Genomic DNA, 18,595 nt, shown 5'->3' with positions numbered 1-18,595 from the left:
TCCCGAAAGGCACCGATCTCTCGGTTCACTCCCAGGCCCACCTCGACGAGGTGGCCCGCGAACTCAACGGACGGCCCCGACAGACCCTCGACTGGTACAAACCCGTGGAGAAGATGAACGAACTGCTGGTCACACACGGTGGCGCGATCACCGGTTGAGGTCAAGGGCCCCTACAACAACCGTGGCAGAACCACAAAGCAGGGGCCGAAAAGCAGGCCCTGCCGCGAACAACGCTACGGCTGCTGTCCCCCCACACAAAACAAGTCCGCCCCATCGAGCCGGCTTGGCACCAGCGCCTCCGAGGAGCGGTTGTCGGCCAACGTTGTAGAGGGGCACGTTGGAGCAAACGCCTGAGAGGGGCGCGTGGGGGCCAACGTCTGTGAAGGCCGGGTTAGGGCCAATGCCCGAGGCGGGCACGTTGGAGTCCGCGCCTGAGAGGGGCACGGTGGGCCAACTTCTGAGAGGGGCGATCGTTGGCCAGGGAGTCCGGTGAGCTCCGGATCGAGCCGCCGGGGCGGCGCAACGAAGTGCTGTCGTTCGTCAAGGGGGCTGCAGACAGCGATGCCTACCGCGAGGGGTGGGTCGGAGCCGACAGCCGCACGCACGTGATCGGCAAGGGGATCGTCCGGTTCCACGCCGTCTACTGGCCGCGATCGACCCCGTGGGTGTCGTCGAGCGGGTCGGGGTCGATGCCCTGCGGTGGTGGTTGGTGCGGGAGGTCCCGCGCACCGGTGACGTCGACTTCACCGTCGAGCGGTTGGTGGGCCGCTACCACGAGGACCTCGCCAACGGTCTGGGGAACCTGGTCAACCGGACCGTCAGCATGATCCGCTTGGTTGCCGACGAGTTGACCCCGTTCCTGCCCGAGGCGGCTCGTCGGATCGCCACCCAGGTCACGGTTGTCGGTGGCGCGCTGCCCGCGCCGCTGCCGTTGTTCCCCCGGTTCGAGGACTAGCCCGACCTGCCAGTTCCGGTCGGGGACGGTCGCGGCCGCCGCGGCACGATGGGATGATCACCGGTATGAGCGAGGGGGAGGAGTTGACCGTCGGGCAGTTGGCGCGGCGCAGCGGGACGTCGGTGTCGGCGTTGCACTTCTACGAGCGGCAGCGGCTCATCAGCAGCAGGCGGACCCCGGGCAACCAGCGGCGCTACCACCGCGACACGCTGCGCCGGGTCGCGCTGATCCGGATCGCGCAGCGGGTGGGGATCCCGCTGATGGAGATCAGGGCGGCGCTGGAGCGGCTGCCCGAGGGCCGGGTGCCCAACCGGCGGGACTGGAAGCGGATGTCGCAGGGCTGGCAGGACGAGCTCAGCGAACGGATTCGGCTGCTCGTGCACCTGCGCGACAGCTTCGCCAACTGCGTCGGCTGCGGCTGCCTGTCGATGAGCCACTGCTCCCTGGCCAACCCCGACGACCGACTCGGCGTCAGCGGCTCCGGCCCCCGTGTCCTGCTGCCCGGGGGGACCGAGCCGGGCGAGGGGTGAGGGGGCGCCCCGGACAAGGCGCCCCCTCCGGCCCCCACACGGCGGACGAGGGACCGCCGCGTGAGCTGGTCGAGCAGGGCACCCGCCTGGCACCTGCCGTCGAACCGGTTCTCGCCGTCGCGTTAGGACACTGACGGCGCGCAACCAGAACGGTAGGACCTCAACCCAGCTTGAGGTCAACCCTGACCGCGTACTCCGGCAGCAGATCTGCCGCAAGCGCCTGCGCCAGCGTCGGCGCGGCCTGGTCGCGATCGGTGATCGCCAGCGTCAGCCCGCGCGGGATCGGCAGGTCCAGCCCCGCGTCGACCGGGCACAGCGCGTCGGCGCGGTCGTCGTCGTAGGGGGCGGAGGTCAGCAGGGTCAGCGTGGTCTCCCCGGCCAGCGTGACCGACAGGTGCCCGACCCCGGCTGGCAGGTACAGCGCGCGGAAGTGCCGGTCGTCGAGCATCACCGAGTCCCAGCGGCCGAAGGTGGGGGACCCGACGCGGGTGTCGACGACGAAGTCGAGTGACTTGCCGCGCAGGCAGTACGCGTACTTCGCGGTGTGGCGCTGGTAGTGGATCCCGCGCACGACACCCTTGCGCGACCGTGTGGTGGTCGACTGCGCGACCGGGAACAACGGGTGGCCGACGGCGGCCGTGAACGCCTCTTCCTGGTAGGTCGACACCGATAAACCACGCCGGTCGCCCACCGCGTCGGTGGTGAACTCGACGGCACCGTCGACCCGCAGGACCCTCGACAACATGACCCCTCCTCACTGACGCCCCACCTGATGCTCGAACCTGAACTCGGGTTCAGGTCAAGTCGGTTGACCCCGGTGGCCCAGCCCGGTTGTCGGTCCCGGATGGTCCAATGGGCGGGCACGGGCGGCGGGACGACGGAGGCGGCGTGGACGGGTTCGCGGTGGTCGACACCGAGACGACCGGGATCGAGGCGACCCACCGGCACCGGATCGCCGAGGTCGCGGTGGTGCACCTCGACCAGGGCGGTGCGGTGACCGGCGAGTGGTCGACGCTGCTCAACCCGGAGCGCGACCTCGGCCCCCAGGCGATCCACCGGATCACCGCCGCGGAGGCCAGGCAGGCGCCCCGGTTCGCCGACATCGCGGGGGACCTGGTCGACCGGTTGCGCGGCCGTGTCGTCGTCGCGCACAACTGGCCGTTCGACGCGATGCACCTGCGCGCGGAGTTCACCAGGATCGGCCTGGACACACCGTTCGACGATTCAGCGGGTCTGTGCACGATGCGCGCGGCGAGTGCGGTCATGCCGCAGTCGAGGCGATCGCTGATCGCTTGTTGCACCACCGCGGGCTTACCGGCGATGCGCTGGCACACCGCGCGCGACGACGCGATGGCGGCGGGCGCGTTGCTGGGGCACATGCTGGCCATCGCACCGGAAGCCGTCCAGCCGACCGTCGAGCACCTGCGGGCCGCCGCGTGGGACTGGCCCGAGTTGCCCCGCGACGTGGTGGCCCCGGCCCAGCGGCGCCCGGCCGACCACGTCGAGCCGCACTTCCTGGCCAGGCTGGTCGAGCAGCTGCCCCGGGACGAGGAGCCGGTCGTCGACGCCTACTTCGCGGTCCTCGACGACGCCCTGCTCGACCGCCGGATCTCCGCCGCCGACGCCGACGCCCTGGTCGGGGTGGCCACGCGGCTGGGGCTGCGGCGCGACGACGTGCTGGCGATCCACCACACGTACCTGCGCGCGCTGGCCCAGGTGGCCGCGGCGACGGGGGAGCGGGACCGGTCCGACGTCGACCTGGTCGCCCGGCTGCTGGGACTCGACCCGGTCGCCGCCGCGGGCGACCAGGTGCACCTGGACCCGGCGCCGACGGTGGGTGGCCTGGTGCTGCGGCCGGGCGACAAGGTCGTGCTGACGGGGATGATGACCGCGGACCGAGATGAGGTGACCGCCAGGGCCGCCGCCGCGGGGCTGCGGGTGATGACGGCGGTGAGCAGGCAGACCAGGGTCGTGGCCGCCGCCGACCCGGACACGATGTCGGTCAAGGCGCGTGACGCCAGGGCGCTGGGGGTGCCGGTGGTCGACGAGGCCGCCTTCGTCCGCGCGCTGGCCGTCCTGGCTCCTTAGTGGACCGCCCGGGATGTGGGACGCGGGCCCACCTGGGCCGGATCGGCTTACCCTCGGCAGGGTGAGCGCCGCCGAGACCACCCTGCCGCTGATCGACATCTCCCGGTTCCGCGACCCCGCCGCCGACCGGGACGCGTTCCTGGCCGACATCCGCCGGGCCGCGCACGAGGCCGGGTTCTTCTACGTGGTCGGCCACGGCGTCCCCGAGGAGTTGACCAGCGGCATCCTCGAGGTCGCCCGCCGGTTCTTCGCGCTGCCCGAGGCCGAGCGGCTGGCCATCGAGAACGTCAACACCCCGCACTTCCGCGGCTACACCCGCACCGGCCACGAGTACACCGGCGGCAGGCGCGACTGGCGCGAGCAGATCGACGTCGGCCCCGAGCGCGAGGCGCTGGACCTGGGCCCGGACGACCCGGTGTGGCTGCGGCTCATCGGCCCGAACCAGTGGCCAGCCGCGCTGCCGGAACTGCGCGAGGTGGCGCTGGCCTGGCAGGCGGAGGCGCAGCGGGTCTGCCAGGAGGTCCTGCGCGCGCTGTCCGCCGCCCTCGGCCAACCCGAGGACTACTTCGACGCCTGGTTCGACGCCGAGGCCGCCACCCACGCCAAGATCGTCCGCTACCCCGGCCGCCCCGCCGACGGAACCGACCAGGGCGTCGGCGCGCACAAGGACTACGGCTTCCTGGCCCTACTCCAACAGGACAACATCGGCGGCCTCCAGGTAGAACTACCGGACGGCGGTTGGGTAGACGCCACCCCGATCCCGGGCAGTTTCATCCTCAACATCGGCGAAATGCTCGAAATCGCCACCCAGGGCTACCTGATCGCCACAAAGCACCGCGTCATCTCACCCCCCGACGGCGTAGACCGCTACTCGGTCCCCTTCTTCCTAGGCCCCCGCCTCGACGCCGTAGTAGAGCCCATCGCCCTACCCGCCGACCTCGCCGCCTCAGCCCGAGGCATCAGCCAGGACGCCAACAACCCCCTCCTCTCCGCCTACGGCGCCAACGCCCTCCTCGGCTGGCTTCGCTCCCACCCCAAGGTCGCCGAACGCTGGTGGTCCGACGCCATCTGAGTCCACAAGGGACTCACTCACCAGGCGATCCGGCCGGGTCTGTTCGACACGGCGCGGCACCGGCCTGCCTCAGCACAAGGGCAGGCCCCGGCGCCCGTGGGGGACGTCGGGGCCTGCGGTCTTGTGGTCAGCGGATCTGGTAGGCGCGGATGACTGTTTGGTCCACCGTGTTGCCTGTGGTGTCGGTGGCCTTGGCTCGGAGGGAGGCGAAGCCGGTGGGCGGGTGGGTGACGGTGGCCTTCCAGCTCGCGCCGTCGCGGGTCAGGCGGGTGGGGGTCCAGGTGGTGCCGTCGTCGTAGGAGATGTCGACGGTGAGGGTGGTGATGGTGGGGGCGGCGTCCTGTCGGGTGACGGTCACCGGGAAGGTGAACTCGCCGCTGCCGGGGGTGGTGTTGGCGAGGCTGACCTGGGGGCGGTAGCCGACGGTCAGCAGGGGGGCCGCGGTGTTGCGGGACTGGGGCAGCTTGAAGGTCCAGTCTGCGGTGATCTTCGTCGAGGTCGGCCACCACGGCTGGTCGCGGGTGACGTCGGTGGTCAGCCGGTAGGTGCTGTCGTCGATGGGGGCGACGAACACACCGCGCCCCGGGCTGTTCTGCGTGCCGACGAGCTTGCCGTCGCGGTAGAGCGTCGTCGTGCCGGTGTCGGAGCCGTTCCACGTGTCCGCGCCCCTGGCGTGCCCGGACGGGTCGGTGAAGAACGGGACCGTGACGTCCAGCAGCTCGTACTGGCGCCACACCCACGGGTGGTCGTTGCCCAGCTCGTTGGTGGTAACGCCCGGGAACGCGGGCGCGAGTACTGAGGCTCCCCACTCGACGCGGTAGCTCTTACCCCGCTCCAAGGTCAGCCGCTCTTGGCCCTCACCGGCGATACCCCACCAGCTGCCGACCGTGAGCCGCCACTTGCCCGGCGTGTAGTACTCGGTCCGTTCGGCCTTCGCGACCGTCGGTAGACCCCACTGGGTGCCGATCTCGGTGCCGAGTGCCTCGACCCACGCGGAGCTGATCGGCGGCTCGGCCTCGGTGCCCTCGTAGTACGCCATCCGCACGGCTGCGAGGTTGGCGGTCTTCTCCTGCCGGACCAGCGTCGCGGGGACCTTGCCCTCGGCGGGGTAAGACAGCTCGTAGCGGTGCTTGCTGGAGTTACGAGTGATGAACCGCGCGGTGAGCCCGCCTGCCTTCGCCGCAGCAGCGAACCTCTTACCCGGCTCTTCATAGAGCTGCACGGTTGGCAATGCCGCTAGAGGCTCCTCATCGTCATCCAGCGCCAAGAGCGCGGCCGATTCCACTGCCAGGAGACCCACGAACTTCCCGCCGGCCTGCTTGACCGCCGCGATCCGCTCGTACGCCTCCTCGTAGGTCAGATCGCCGGACAGCTCCAGCACGACGAACTTGCCTCTTGCGTCTATCTTGGCCAGGTCCTCCGGCGTGCCCGCGCCACCGTGCACGACCGGCAGCCGCTCGTCCAGCACGGGCGTCGCCGAGCCGCGCAGCCAGAACGCGACCGTCTCGAACGACTGGCTGCCCTCGCCGAACAGCTCCAGCTCCGGCTGCTCGAGCCGCAGGTTGTCCGCGTAGCCGAAGCCCGCCGAGGTCACGCCGCGGGCGGAGAACGCGTACACCTCGTTGAAGCGCGGGTCGAAACCCCAGCTCTCGGTGTACGGGTAGGCGGTCGTCTTGACCTTGTACTGGAACCGGGACGTCCACACGCCGCCGCGCGCCTCGGGCTGGTCGACGCTGATCGCGACCCGCTTGCCCTCCTTGGCCTCGAACGTCACCGACTTGTTCGCCTTGCCCAGCTTGAACGCCTGGTTCGTGAACAGCGTGTGCGACGGCAGTTGGCCCGCGCGCGGGGTCTCGATGTCACCGCCGACGGCGTAGGTGCCCGGGGGCAGTCGCAGCTTGTCGCCGGGGGTCCCGAACGCCCAGGCGCCGGTGTCGAGGTTGATGGCACTGAAGTGGCCCTGGGTCGTGGCCGCGCCGGTGCGGTCCTTGAGGTTGATGGTCAGGTCGTAGCGCTCCGACTCGTCCTGCACCGCGACCGGCGTGCGTACCTTCACCGCGTTGTCCGCCGTGGTCGCCGACAGGAGGCCGCTGTAGACACCAGGTGTGCCCGCGCGCGGAGTCAGGGTAAGCGTGACGTCCGCCTTGCCCTTAGCCGGAACGGTGACCGTGGCAGCCGACAGCTTGGCCAGCTTCGCTGGGGCAACCGCGCCCGTCTTGTCCCGCAGCGCGAGGTCGAGCTTCAGCGTCACCGGCGTCGAGGAGTCGTTGGTGTAAGTGACTTTCCGCTGGTCCACGGCGGTCGACGGCCACCTCAGGTAGCTGTTGACCGTGGCCTGCTCCGCCCGCACGGCCTGCGTGGTCGCGCGGACCAGGTCGACGCGACCGCCACCGACAGCGTTGACACCATTGTCGCCCACCGCGGCGGCCGTACCGACCAGCGCGGCCTTCAGCTTGGCCGCCTGCCAGTCCGGGTGCTGCTGCGCCAGCAGCGCGGCGGCACCCGCGGTGTGCGGGGTCGCCATCGACGTGCCGGAGAGCCGGGCGTAGTTCTCGTCGACGTTGCCGCCGAGGTTCGTGTCCTTGGCCCTGGCCGCGACGATGTCGCTACCGGGCGCGGCGATCTCCGGCTTGACCGCCCCGTCGATCACCCGGGGGCCGCGGCTGGAGAACTCGGAGAGCTCGTTGCCCTTGGTGATGCTGCCGACCGCCAGCGCGGAGTCCGCGGCCGCCGGGCTGCTCACGGCCTCGTCGGACCCGTAGTTGCCCGCGGCGATGACGAACAGCGTGCCGTCGCGCGCGGTGAGCGTGTTGACCACCTGAGACGCCGGGTCGGTCCCGTCGGTCGGGTAGCTGCCCAGGCTCAGGTTCACGACCTTCGCCTTGGCCTCGCCGGACGCCCACTCCATCCCGGCCAGGATGTCGTCGAGCGACCCGGACCCGCCGTCGTCGAGCACCTTGCCGACCGCGAGCGACGCGTCCGGCGCGACGCCCTTGTACTTGCCGCCCGACGCGGCCCCGGAGCCCGCGACCGTCGAGGCGACGTGCGTGCCGTGCCCGTGACCGTCCTGGACGTTGCCCTTGCCGGAGAAGTCCTTGCTCTGCGTCACCTTCCCGGCCAGGTCGGGGTGGCCGGTGTCGTAACCGGTGTCGAGCACCGCGACCGTCACACCCTTGCCGGTGTGCCCTGCCTGCCACGCCGTCGGCGCCCCGATCTGCGGCACGCTCTGGTCGAGGTTCGCGGTGAACCGTGCGTTCAGCCAGACCTTCTTAGGCCCACCGGACAAGGCGGACCCGTTCCTGGCAATCGACGCCCAGAACCGGCCCGCGTTAGCCTTGTCCTCCGCCACCGCGGTGAACCCGAGCGTCGGCATCGCCCGTTCGACCTTCGCGCCTTCCAGTGCGGCCGCCGCGACCCCCTGCCCGTACTCCACCAGCAGTGGCACGGTCTTGGTGTGCTTGTCGTCGAACTGCTGCCGGACCAAACCGGTGACGTTGAACAGTTCCCGGTCCACGACCCCGGCCTGCACTAACGCCGCTGCTGCCCGTGGTACCAAGTAGACGTCGGTAGTCTTACCGCGCTGCTTGCTGAAGGTGCTGTACTGCGTGGCGGGCCCAGAAGGCGCCAGCCCCACACTCCACCTCCCACTGACGTCACGCACGGCCTCTACCTGGTGCCCAGTCACCAACGTGACCTGGAACCGGCTAGTACCGCCGCCATCCGTGTGCGTCCCCTGCGCAGGCGGCGCTGCCGAAGCAGGTACCCCCATCCCCACCGAGGCGACCAGAACGGCCACCCCGGCGAGGATCCCTCGCCTGTGTCCTCGCATGCACCCTCTCCTCACGACGACTCTTTGCCCATCCAACGCCGTGTCGGTGCTTCGAGGTTGCTCAAGTTCCCAAACCTGCCGCTTCTACCCCGAATGCCCCCGTCCTGTTGTCGGGCAGGCGAAACAGTGCGTCATGCGGCCTCTTACACCGGCCATTCCTCTAGGCGCCACGCCGCGTCCCAGAACAGGTACTCGTACCGAGCCGCCCCCAGGCTCCGCTGCCGCATCAGGATCTCCACCCCGGCCGAGGACTCCCAGGCCACCCGCGCGGCAGCCGTCAGCACCTCATTCGTCACGTCCTGGAACGACGGATCCGCGTAAGCCTCAATCCACCGCGCGTACAACGGATCCGGTGACCCTGCCGCCCGTAGGTGAGTCCCCACCCGCGCATAGAGCCAATAGCAGGGCAAGACGGCCCCCACTGCCTCCGCGTAAGACCCACGGTAAGCCGAAGCCATCAGATAGCTCGTGTAAGCCAACGTGGTAGGCATAACCGGCACATCAGCAGCGTCCTCAGCCGTAGTGCCCAACTCAGCGAGCAGCCACGCGTGCAGTTCCTGTTCAGCGGCGACCGCCCCGGCGCTGTGGGACGCGAACATCGCTACGTCGTCGTCGTGCGCGGCTTTCGTGGCACACAGGGTAAGAACCCGGGCGTAGTCGCGGAGGTAGTGGGCGTCCTGGGTGATGAAGTGCTGAAAGGCGGGGCGGGGGAGCGTGCCGTCGGCCAGGCCGGTGATGAACGGGTGGGCGAGGATGGCCCGGTAGATGTGTTCGATGTCGGACCACAGGGCGGCTTTAAATTGGTTCCCGTCAGTCATGGGGCCAGGCTAGCCTGCGCGGATGGGCGACAAGCGGGACAAGTTCCTGTTCTTCTGGGGGCACCGACCCGAGCGGGACGGGACGATCGGGCGCGGGTGCCTGAGCCAGTGGTGGCCCGCCGCGAGCGAGGTCGACGGCGTCCGGTTCGCCACCGCCGAGCACTACATGATGTGGCGGAAGGCCAAGCTCTTCGAGGACGACGACCGCGCGGAGCAGATCCTCCAAGCCGCCCACCCCGCGCAAGCGAAAGACCTGGGGCGCACGGTGCGCGGGTTCGACCCCGAGCTGTGGGAAGCGCACCGGTACGACATCGTGCTGGCGGGCAGCGTCGCCAAGTTCGGGCAGAACCCGGACCTGCGCGCCTACCTGCTCGGCACCGGCCAACGGGTCCTGGTGGAGGCCAGCCCACTCGACGCCGTCTGGGGCATCGGCCTGACCGCCGACGACCCGCGCGCCGAGGACCCCACCCGGTGGCCCGGCCTGAACCTGCTCGGCCGCGCCCTCGGCCAGACCCGCGACATCCTCTCCGTCCAGCACCCGACCGCCTGACACCTAACGCCTGACCAGCGACGACGCCGGTGCGATACTGGCTCGTCGCCGCCGACCACGGGAGCACGCATGTCCGCCTACCTCGACCAGCTGTTCAGCCTCGCGGGCCGCCGCGCCGTCGTCACCGGGGGCAACTCCGGCATCGGCCGCGGTATGGCTCTCGCTCTGGGCCGGGCGGGCGCTGAGGTGGTCGTGGTGGCCCGCCGTGAGGACGCGCTGCGGGAGACCGTCGAGGAGTTGCTCACCATCGGCAAGGCCGACTGGATCAGCGCCGACCTGTCCGACCGGGCCGAGGTCCACCGGGTCGCCGACGAGGTCATCGGCAGGCACGGGGCGCCGGACATCCTGGTCAACGCCGCCGCGGTCAACCTGCGCCCGCCGATGGACGAGCTCACCGAGGCCGACTGGGACCTGACCCTGCGCGCGAACCTGGAGGCGCCGTTCGTGCTCGGCCAGCGGTTCGGCCCGCTGATGGCCGAGGCGGGTTGGGGGCGGATCATCAACGTCACCTCCCAGCAGGCGATCCGCGCGTTCGGCAACAGCGGCGCGTACGGGGCGGCGAAGGCGGGTCTGGCCGGGCTGACGCGCTCGCAGGCCGAGGCGTGGTCGTCGCGCGGGGTGTGCGTCAACTCCGTCGCCCCCGGGTTCGTGCGCACCCCGCTCACCGAGAACGTCTACAGCAGCCCGGCGCAGATCGAGGGCCTCGCCGCGCGCACCATGGTCGGGCGCAACGGCGAGGTGTCCGACTTCGCGGGTGCCGTGGTCTTCCTCGCCTCGCCCGCCGCGGCCTACGTCACCGGCCAGATGCTGTTCGTCGACGGCGGCTTCTCGGCGAAATGACCGTTTAGCCTCCGACTGTTGACTCAAAACCCCGCTCCGGCATCGGATCCGACCCCGCGTCGAAACCGGTGCCGGAGCTTGTTCTTCCCAGTTGGTCGTGCGCGGCGCCCGCGCGGTGGTCCGCCTGCCTCGGCGCCCGGACCGGGTTCGCCAGTTGGTCACCGGGATGGCCGTCACCTGAAAAGGCGATAGCACCCGGCCATCCCCGCGCCGTGATTGGTCTCCCCGCGCGACCCGGTCCAAGACTGGACCGACTGGTGGCCGCGCAGCCGCCACGACCGCCGAGCCTCCCGAGGTCGAGTCGGCCCCACCGGCGGCTCACGAACCCAGAGGAGTGCCTGTGTCGCACCGAAAACGCCGCGCGCTGGCGTTGACCGCCCTCGCGGTGCTGCTGGTCGGCGGCCAGACCGCCGCCGCAGGCGAGGAGACCGGCGGCCACCGCGCCGGTGACTGGCCGAGCTGGACGGGGGACAAGGGCGGGTCCCGGTTCGCCGCGGCCGAGCACCGGATCACCCAGCGCACCGCGGGGAAGCTGTCGCTCAAGTGGGCGTTCGCCTACCCCAAGAACGGGTTCCCGGCCAAGAGCCAGCCCGCTGTCGTCGGCGACGCCATCTACTTCGGCAGCCCTGACGGCAAGTTCCACTCCCTCGACGCCCGAACCGGTGCCGCCCGCTGGAGTTTCGACCTGGGCGCCGTGGTTCCCGGCGCGGTCGTCATCGACGGACCGTCCGTGGCCAGGGGCAAGGTGTATTTCGGCGACACCAACGGTTACGTCTACGCGCTGGAACAGCGCACCGGAAAACTGGTGTGGGCCAAGGACACCGAGCCGCACGTGGCGGGTCAGCACACCAGCTCGCCGCTGTACCACGACGGTCGTGTCTACATAGGATCATCCAGCGGCGAGAACATCAACCCGGACCGCAACTACCCGTGCTGCACCTTCCGCGGCCACATCGACTCCCTCGACGCGGACACCGGTGAGCTGGCCTGGCGCTACTTCACCGTGCCGGAGCCCAAGGCGGTCGGCACCTGGCCCAGCGGCGCCACCCGCTACGAACCGTCCGGCGCGGGCGTGTGGAGCAGCCCGGTCATCGACGAGCGCACCGGCACCCTCTACGTCGGCACCGGCAACCTCTACTCCGGCACGACCGGCGACTTCGACACGCTGCTCGCGCTCAACGCCCGATCCGGCGCGGTCAAGTGGAAGCAGCAGGTCACCAAGGCCGACACCTGGCGGTTGCTCTGCGGGTTCCCCGACGCCGATGGCTACTGCCCGGGCCAGAAGGAGGGGACCGCGCTGGACTACGACCTCGGCGCCACGCCCACCCTGTTCCAGGTTCGCGGCCGCACCTACGTCGGGATCGGCCAGAAGAGCGGCGTCTTCCACACCTTCGACGCCCGCACTGGCGAGCCCTCTTGGCGCCGTCAACTGTCCGTGCCGATGCCCGGTGGTGGGCTCTCGGGCGTTCAGTGGGGTACCAGCTTCGATGGGCGCAACATCTACGTGGCCACCAACTGGGCCAACCCGGGCACTCTGTTCGCTCTTAACCCGGCCAACGGCGATGTCGTGTGGCAGACAGAGAGCCCTGCCGACGGTTGCACGACCGGTGGCGCTGCCCAGCACCCCACGGTCTGCAAGCGTGCCCACACCCCAGCCGTGACGTCCAGCCCTGGCCTTGTCTACGAAGGCAGCGTCGACGGCAAGATGCGCGTCTACGACTCCAAGGACGGCAAGGTCCTGTGGACCTTCGACACGATCCGCGACTTCCAGGGCGTGAACGGGCTGACGGGCCGAGGTAGTGCCATCTCCGGCAACGGAGGGGCTGTAGTGGCCAACGGGATCCTCTATATCCAGTCCGGCTACTGGCCCTCTTACCCGTCCGACCACGGCAACGTCCTGCTCGCCTTCGGCCTCTGACCTAGTCGCTCCGGCGCCGGGGGACTGCCCTGGCGCCGGAGCGCGCCATGGAGCGACATGACCTCACCGACCTTCCGCAGGGTCGGGGGCGCGGCACTGGCGTTCACCCTCGCCGTGCTGCCGACGTCCACGGCCCGTGCAAGCCAACCCGAACCTGTGTCAGTTGACGTCACCGTCACCGAGGGCACCAACCTGGCCGTGGCTACCTCACCTCGCGACGGCACCATTCTCTTCGATCTCCAAGGCCAGTTGTTCACCATGCCCCGCGACGGCGGTACCGCTACCGCGATCGGTGGCACCAACCTCGACCCGTACTGGCCGTCGTTCTCGCCGGACGGCAAGCTCATCGCCGTCCAGTCCCTCGCCGATGGCATGTTCCGCATCCGCCTCGTCACCGCCGACGGCCGTTCGTCCTGGCCGCTGACCCGGGGCGAGCACGACGACACCTACCCCGCGTGGTCGCCGGACGGCACGAAGATCGCATTCAGCTCCGACCGCGCCGGTGGTGAGGACATCTGGACCGTGGACGTGCGGGGCGGCGAACCCCGGCGGATCACGACCGCCACCACCGCCGAGAACCAGCCCACCTGGTCAGCGGACGGGCGCAGCATCGCCTACGTGCAAGGCAACACCATCGAGAGCATCGATGTGACCACCGGGGCGGTGACCACGCTCGTTCCCGCCGCGCAAGGCACCGTTGCGGCGCCGTCCTGGTCACCGGACGGCAAGCTGTCGTTCCTGCGCACCGGCCAGGGTGGTCGAACGGTGCAGGTGTGGCAGGCCGGGGTGATACGCCAGGTCGGCGCCTTCACCGATGTGTTCCCCTTCCCGGCGCGGTGGTCGTCGCCGACCGAACTCGTCTACGGTGCGAACGGCGCCATCGTGGCGACGGACGCGGCCAGCGGGTCGAGCAAAACGGTGCCGTTCCGCGCAACGTTCACCCTGCGCCGCGACCGGTACCAGCCGAAGGCGCGGGACTTCGACACCGGGCGACCACAACCGGTGCGGGGCATCGTCGGACCCGCGCTGTCGCCGGACGGCCGGTCGGTGGTGTTCAAGGCGCTCAACGACCTGTGGGTGGCGCCGCTCGGCGGGGTCCCGAAACAGATCACCTCGGACGCCGCCTACGAGATCGACCCGGCCTGGTCGCGCGACGGCAAGCGGATCGCCTACGCCTCCGACAAGGCGGGCACCGAGGACCTCTACGTGCTCGACGTCGCCACCGGCCTGCACCGGCGGATCACCTCGATCGACGGCGCCGAGTTCGCCCCCGCGTGGTCCCCGGACGGCAGGACCCTCGCGTTCCAGGACCACACCAACCAGACGCTCACCGTCGACGTCGCCTCCGGCGCGGTGACCCCGGTGCTGCCCGGATCCTTCAGCGTGCCGGGCAAACCGAGCTGGTCGGCGGACGGGAAGGTGCTCGCGCTGACGGTGAACTCGGTTGAGCGCAACCAGATCCAGCTCGTGACGCTCGCGACCGGGGCGAGCAAGGTCGTCGAACCCGCGCCGTTCGGGTCCGTCTCCACCCGGGGCGACGACGGGCCGGTGTTCTCCCCGGACGGTCGGTGGCTGGCCTTCTCCATGGACAGCGTGCTGTGGGTCCTGCCGGTCGCCCCCGACGGCACACCGACCGGACGCGCGCGCCGGATCACCACCGAGGCCAGCGACGCGCCGAGCTGGGCAGGCGACTCACGAACCCTGCTGTACCTGCACAACGGTTCACTGAGGACGACCACAGTGGACGGTGAAAGCAAGGACGTTCCGCTTCGGTTCACCTACCGCCAGCAACGACCTGATACCCGGCTCGTCATCCACGCCGGGCAGCTCTGGGACGGTCGTGACGCTCAGCCACGGACCAATGTGGACATCCTTGTTGTCGGGAACCGCATCCAGCGCGTGGAACCCCACCGCGCCGACCGGCCGCGTGATGGGTGGACCTTCATCGACGCGAGCAAGTCGACGGTCACGCCGGGTCTGGTGGACGTGCACAACCACCAGCAGATGCGGTCGAAGACCTTCGGTGACCGCCAAGGCCGCCTGCTGCTGTCCTACGGCATCACCGCCACCCGCTCGACCGGCGACGCGGTGTACCGGGCGGTGGAGGACCGGGAGTCGCTCGCCGCGGGCACCCGGGTCGGCCCGCGGTACTTCATGACCGGCGAGATGCTGGAGGGCACCCGGCTGAACTGGGAGTTCTCCCGGCCGGTCCGCGACGAACGCCAACTCGCCCTCGAGTTGAGCCGCGCCCGCGACCTCGACTACGACCTCGTCAAGACCTACGAACGCTTCCGCGTCGACTGGCAGGCGAAGGTGACCGCCCAGGCCCACCGCCAGGGCATCGGCACCACATCGCACTACCTGTACCCGGCGATCGCCAACGGCGTCGACTCGAAGGAGCACCTGTTCGGCCCGTCGAAGTGGGGCTTCGGCTTCGCCCGTGAGGCGTCCTTCGGGGGCCCGTACGAGGACGTCCTCCAACTCGCGGCGCGCGGCCGGATGCCGTTCAGCACAACGCTGTTCAGCGCCAGCACACTGCTCGCCGACGACCCCGGCATCGTCGACGACCCGCGGGTGCGCGCCTTGTTCACCACCCAGGACAAGCAGGCACTGCACGCGAAACTCCTGTGCGCCCAAGGTCTGGGCCCCTGCGGCTTCCTCGACGGCACCCCGGCCCAGGCCCGCCGCGACATCGACGTGATCAAGCGCTTGCTCGCCGCGGGCGCCGTCGTTGTCGCGGGCACCGACGCCCCGCTCGACACGACCGCCGTGAGCCTGCACCTGAACCTGCGGTCCATGGCCAAGTACGGGGTGCCGCCGTTCCAGGTCCTGCAGAGCGCGACCCTGCTCCCCGCCAGGCAACTGGGCGTGGACAAGGACCTCGGCACCGTGGAACCGGGCAAACTGGCCGACCTCCTGATCGTCACCGGCGACCCGACCCGCGACATCTCCGCCCTGGCCAACGTCCAGTGGGTGATCAAGAACGGCACCCCGCGAACAGTCGACGACCTGCTCGGCCCGTTCCACTGACCACCGGTGGGGGCGCGGTTTCGGCCGCGCCCCCGTCACCGGCCCTTGCTCGGTGAGAACCCGGGTGTCAGCCGGGGACGTGGTGGTCGGTGAGGGCGTTGAGGATCGTGGTGGCGGCGGCGACGGTGGTGGCGCGGTCGCAGTGGTGGCGGGTGACGCGGTGGTCGCTGGTGCGCAGGCCGCCGAGGGAGAGGTCGGCGGTGCCGGGGCGGCTGTTGCCGAGGGCGACGGTGGCCACGAGGGGTTCGGTGTCGGGGATGACGGTCTCGTGGAAGATCCCGGCGGGCAGGGCGTAGCGCTCGCCCGCGTGGTGCTCGGTGGTGGCGGTGACGCGCGCGCGGACCAGCCGGTCGGTCGCCGCGATCGTGTCGCCGTCGGCGTCGCTGCGGACCTGGAACACGCGGTGGGTGGCGTCGGCGGTGTCCTCGACCTGGATCGTCCGGTTGCGCAGCCCGCCGAGCAGCACCCAGCTGACCAGGTCCCAGCTGTGGCAGTGCGTCGGCGACGTCGTCAGCGGAGCCTGCCCGCGGCCCGGCTCCCACAGGTGCACGCACACGCCGTCGTCCCCGCCGCGGTACACCGGCACGCACAGGAACCCCAGCGGGTGGCTGACCGCCGCCACGGGCCGGGCACCGCTGACCACCTCACCCAGCGCCGTCCGCGCCCAGTCGGCGACCCACCCGCCCGCGCCCCGCTCGATCGCGTCGAACAGCTCGGAATACATGGTGAACGCCCCGGGAGTTAGGCTCGACTGCCCCGTCGAGGGTAGCAACGCCCGTACACCGCCCGGTAGATCACAGGGACCGCTGTCGCGGATCTGTCCGGAACCCGTCGCCCGCCCCGTCCGTTGAGCGGGGGTGAACGCGGTCGAGGTCGTCCTGTCGCTGAGCATCCCCGGCTCAACGGTCGCCCTGGTCGCCCTCGGCACCTACGAACTCCGCCGCCGCCGCCGCACCAAGGGCCTCGACGGCACCCGCGTGACGGCCACCTACGTCAACGAGTTCACCGCGCTGTTCTACGGCAGCAAGCGCATGGAACTGGACCACCGCGACACCATGTCCATGATGCGCGAGGAAGACTCCTCCGCCGCCCGCCCCTGGGACCTCACCAACGGCATCACCCTCGCCCCCCCCCCCCCCAAAGATCCCACCCCTCCACCCTGACCTCCCCACGAGAGCGAGACGGTTCGAGCACCACTGGTCGGCTCACCCCACCCCCAACCGATTCGCCCACCACCGTTGGCCACGCCCGCCGCAACCCGCCGCGTCCTCCACCGCGCCCAGGCACCGCCTGCCACGCCCGCCGCAACCCCGCCGCGTCCTCCACGCTCCCAGGCACCTCCACCGCCCGCCGTTACCCCCACCTCAACGGCCTCGCGCGCGCACGCCAGTCCTGCCCCAGCCCCCACCCTCTCCGGGGGGCGTCCCAGGTCCCAGCCTACCGGCACCCCCCGACAGAAGATCTTGAAACAGGCCGCCGAAGATCCACATGTGGATGACTTTTGTCGCTGAGCAGGGTGAATCCAAGGGGCTGGATCGGAAAAGGTCCGCAGGTCGTCCTGCGCGGAAGGGGGACAAGCCCCAACGCGGGATTGACTCGATTCGATCATGAGCTGACAGCGCGTGAAATCCGGCAGTGTGGCGAACCGGGCGGTGCGACAAGCCGGAAGCGCGACAAGCCGCGCAGTGACCGCCGCGAGAGCGGCCTAGCTCACCAGCAGCAGCGCGGCCACCGTCGCGGTCAGTGCTGTGAGCGCGAGGCCCGCGCTGGTCCACACATAGCGCTTCATCGGGACCCGCACTCCACTGGCGACGCACCGCTCGTACCACAGCAACGTCGCCAGTGAGGCCCACGGTGTCACGATCGGTCCCACGTTCGTGCCCACCAGCAGCGCCAGCAACTGGTCGTGGTTCCCCAGCGGCACAACGGATTCCCCCGCCACGTAAGCGGGCAGGTTGTTCACCAGGTTCGACAACACGGCTCCCGTGCCCGCTGCCCGTGCCGCTCCCGCCGCGTCGTCTGAGGAGCCCATCAGCGCGTGCACCAGGTCCGCGAGTCCGTGCCGGTTGATCGTCTCCACGACCAGGAACAGCCCGATGACGAACACCAGCAGCCGCCAGGGCAGCAGCGCGGGTCGCAGGGCCGAGCGCCGCCGCACCACGAACGCGATCACCAGGATCCCGGCCGCCACTGAGGACGCGATGCCGATCGGGACCCCGAGCAGGATCCCGGCCACGAACAGCAGGCACGCCACCGCCGCCACCCGGAACAGCACCCCGTCCCGAGGCTGGTGACGCTCCGGAACCGTGTAGCCCGAACGGTTTGCCGTGCCCCGCCAGTAGAACACCCACAGGAACACCGCTGTCACCACGATCGCGGCGAGTTGCGGTGCCCACATCCGGGCCGCGAACTCCGCGGGCGCCAACGCCACCCGGTCCGCGGCGAGCAGGTTGGTCAGGTTCGACACCGGCAGCAGCAGGCTCGCCGTGTTCGCCAGCCACACCGTCGTCATCGCCAGCGGCAGGGCCGCGACGCCCAGTTTCGCCGCCAGGGCCAGCAAGACCGGGGTCAGCAGGACCGCCGTCGTGTCGAGGTTGAGGCCCATGGTCGTCACGGCCGCGAGGGCGACGCACAGCAGGAACAGCAGCACGTACCGGCCGCGCGCCAGGATCGAGAGCCGGGTCGCCACCACGTCGAACACCTCGGCCACCGCCGTCAGCTCGGCCAGGATGATCACCGAGCCGAGGAACAGCAGCAACGGCACCAAACGGGTGACGGTCGCGCGGGCGTCGGCAGCCGGGAGGGCGCCGAGCAGCACGCACAGGCAGCCCGCCAGCAGCAGCCCGAGCGCGACCCAGTCGAGCACGTGGAGCTTGGGCAGCCGGCGCGTCGCGCCATCCAGCCGCTTGTCTGGCATGCGCGACATGCTGCCACACCGGCGGCCGGGTCCCCGGAATGGGCTATC

14 protein-coding genes are annotated in these 18,595 nt (G+C 70.4%); 9 read left to right on the top strand and 5 right to left on the bottom strand.

The features are described from left to right. The first annotated feature begins 661 nt into the window (after positions 1-661). Both CLV68_RS35280 and soxR read left to right on the top strand, forming a co-directional pair. On the top strand, positions 662-955 hold the full coding sequence (locus CLV68_RS35280; protein ID WP_246009986.1) for a class I tRNA ligase family protein: 294 nt from the start codon (positions 662-664) through the stop codon (positions 953-955). A gap of 65 nt (positions 956-1,020) precedes the next feature. Continuing rightward, positions 1,021-1,485, top strand: coding sequence for a redox-sensitive transcriptional activator SoxR (gene soxR, locus CLV68_RS19865; RefSeq protein ID WP_121392281.1), 465 nt, complete (start codon positions 1,021-1,023; stop codon positions 1,483-1,485). A 160-nt stretch (positions 1,486-1,645) separates the two neighbouring features. On the opposite strand, the gene CLV68_RS19855 is transcribed toward soxR, so the two are convergent. After that, complete coding sequence (locus CLV68_RS19855; RefSeq protein WP_121392280.1) at positions 1,646-2,230, bottom strand: dTDP-4-dehydrorhamnose 3,5-epimerase family protein; 585 nt, start codon at positions 2,228-2,230, stop codon at positions 1,646-1,648. A 143-nt stretch (positions 2,231-2,373) separates the two neighbouring features. Here CLV68_RS19855 and CLV68_RS19850 point away from each other — a divergent pair, with 143 nt between their 5' ends. Beyond that, positions 2,374-3,573, top strand: coding sequence for an exonuclease domain-containing protein (locus tag CLV68_RS19850; protein ID WP_246009985.1), 1,200 nt, complete (start codon positions 2,374-2,376; stop codon positions 3,571-3,573). 61 nt (positions 3,574-3,634) lie between these two features. Beyond that, on the top strand, positions 3,635-4,645 hold the full coding sequence (locus CLV68_RS19845) for an isopenicillin N synthase family dioxygenase (RefSeq protein WP_246009984.1): 1,011 nt from the start codon (positions 3,635-3,637) through the stop codon (positions 4,643-4,645). Positions 4,646-4,772: 127 nt separating this feature from the next. On the opposite strand, the gene CLV68_RS19840 is transcribed toward CLV68_RS19845, so the two are convergent. Next, positions 4,773-8,279: a S8 family serine peptidase gene (locus CLV68_RS19840; RefSeq protein ID WP_170224456.1), complete on the bottom strand. Its 3,507-nt coding sequence runs from the start codon at positions 8,277-8,279 to the stop codon at positions 4,773-4,775. Positions 8,280-8,617: 338 nt separating this feature from the next. Next, positions 8,618-9,292: a thiaminase II gene (gene tenA / locus CLV68_RS19835; RefSeq protein WP_121392276.1), complete on the bottom strand. Its 675-nt coding sequence runs from the start codon at positions 9,290-9,292 to the stop codon at positions 8,618-8,620. 22 nt (positions 9,293-9,314) lie between these two features. Between tenA and CLV68_RS19830 the strand changes: the two genes are divergently transcribed. The 4 genes from CLV68_RS19830 to CLV68_RS19815 all read left to right on the top strand — a co-directional run bounded on the left by CLV68_RS19830 (position 9,315) and on the right by CLV68_RS19815 (position 15,630). Then, complete coding sequence (locus CLV68_RS19830) at positions 9,315-9,842, top strand: riboflavin biosynthesis intermediates N-glycosidase (protein WP_121392275.1); 528 nt, start codon at positions 9,315-9,317, stop codon at positions 9,840-9,842. Between the two features lie 69 nt (positions 9,843-9,911). After that, a complete protein-coding gene (locus CLV68_RS19825) occupies positions 9,912-10,682 on the top strand; it encodes an SDR family NAD(P)-dependent oxidoreductase (protein ID WP_121392274.1) in 771 nt (256 codons plus the stop codon). Between the two features lie 340 nt (positions 10,683-11,022). Beyond that, positions 11,023-12,600 carry an outer membrane protein assembly factor BamB family protein gene (locus tag CLV68_RS19820; protein ID WP_121392273.1) on the top strand — a complete coding sequence of 526 codons (1,578 nt, stop codon included), beginning with the start codon at positions 11,023-11,025 and terminating at the stop codon, positions 12,598-12,600. A gap of 57 nt (positions 12,601-12,657) precedes the next feature. Continuing rightward, on the top strand, positions 12,658-15,630 hold the full coding sequence (locus CLV68_RS19815; RefSeq protein ID WP_121392272.1) for an amidohydrolase family protein: 2,973 nt from the start codon (positions 12,658-12,660) through the stop codon (positions 15,628-15,630). A gap of 67 nt (positions 15,631-15,697) precedes the next feature. Here CLV68_RS19815 and CLV68_RS19810 read toward each other — a convergent pair whose 3' ends face one another. Then, a complete protein-coding gene (locus tag CLV68_RS19810) occupies positions 15,698-16,354 on the bottom strand; it encodes a hypothetical protein (RefSeq protein WP_121392271.1) in 657 nt (218 codons plus the stop codon). 133 nt (positions 16,355-16,487) lie between these two features. Between CLV68_RS19810 and CLV68_RS19805 the strand changes: the two genes are divergently transcribed. Beyond that, the gene (locus CLV68_RS19805; RefSeq protein ID WP_211346656.1) at positions 16,488-16,793 is read left to right on the top strand and encodes a DUF6191 domain-containing protein; all 306 of its coding nucleotides are present in this window, start codon (positions 16,488-16,490) and stop codon (positions 16,791-16,793) included. Positions 16,794-17,335: 542 nt separating this feature from the next. Here CLV68_RS19805 and CLV68_RS19800 read toward each other — a convergent pair. Beyond that, the gene (locus tag CLV68_RS19800) at positions 17,336-18,547 is read right to left on the bottom strand and encodes an ArsB/NhaD family transporter (RefSeq protein ID WP_211346654.1); all 1,212 of its coding nucleotides are present in this window, start codon (positions 18,545-18,547) and stop codon (positions 17,336-17,338) included. Between the last annotated feature and the right edge of the window lie 48 nt (positions 18,548-18,595).

Origin of the sequence: Actinokineospora cianjurensis (genome assembly GCF_003663795.1) — a bacterium.
Classification (GTDB): domain Bacteria; phylum Actinomycetota; class Actinomycetes; order Mycobacteriales; family Pseudonocardiaceae; genus Actinokineospora; species Actinokineospora terrae.
Note: the sequence above shows the minus strand (reverse complement) of the source record. Positions and strands in the feature narration are given on the sequence as shown.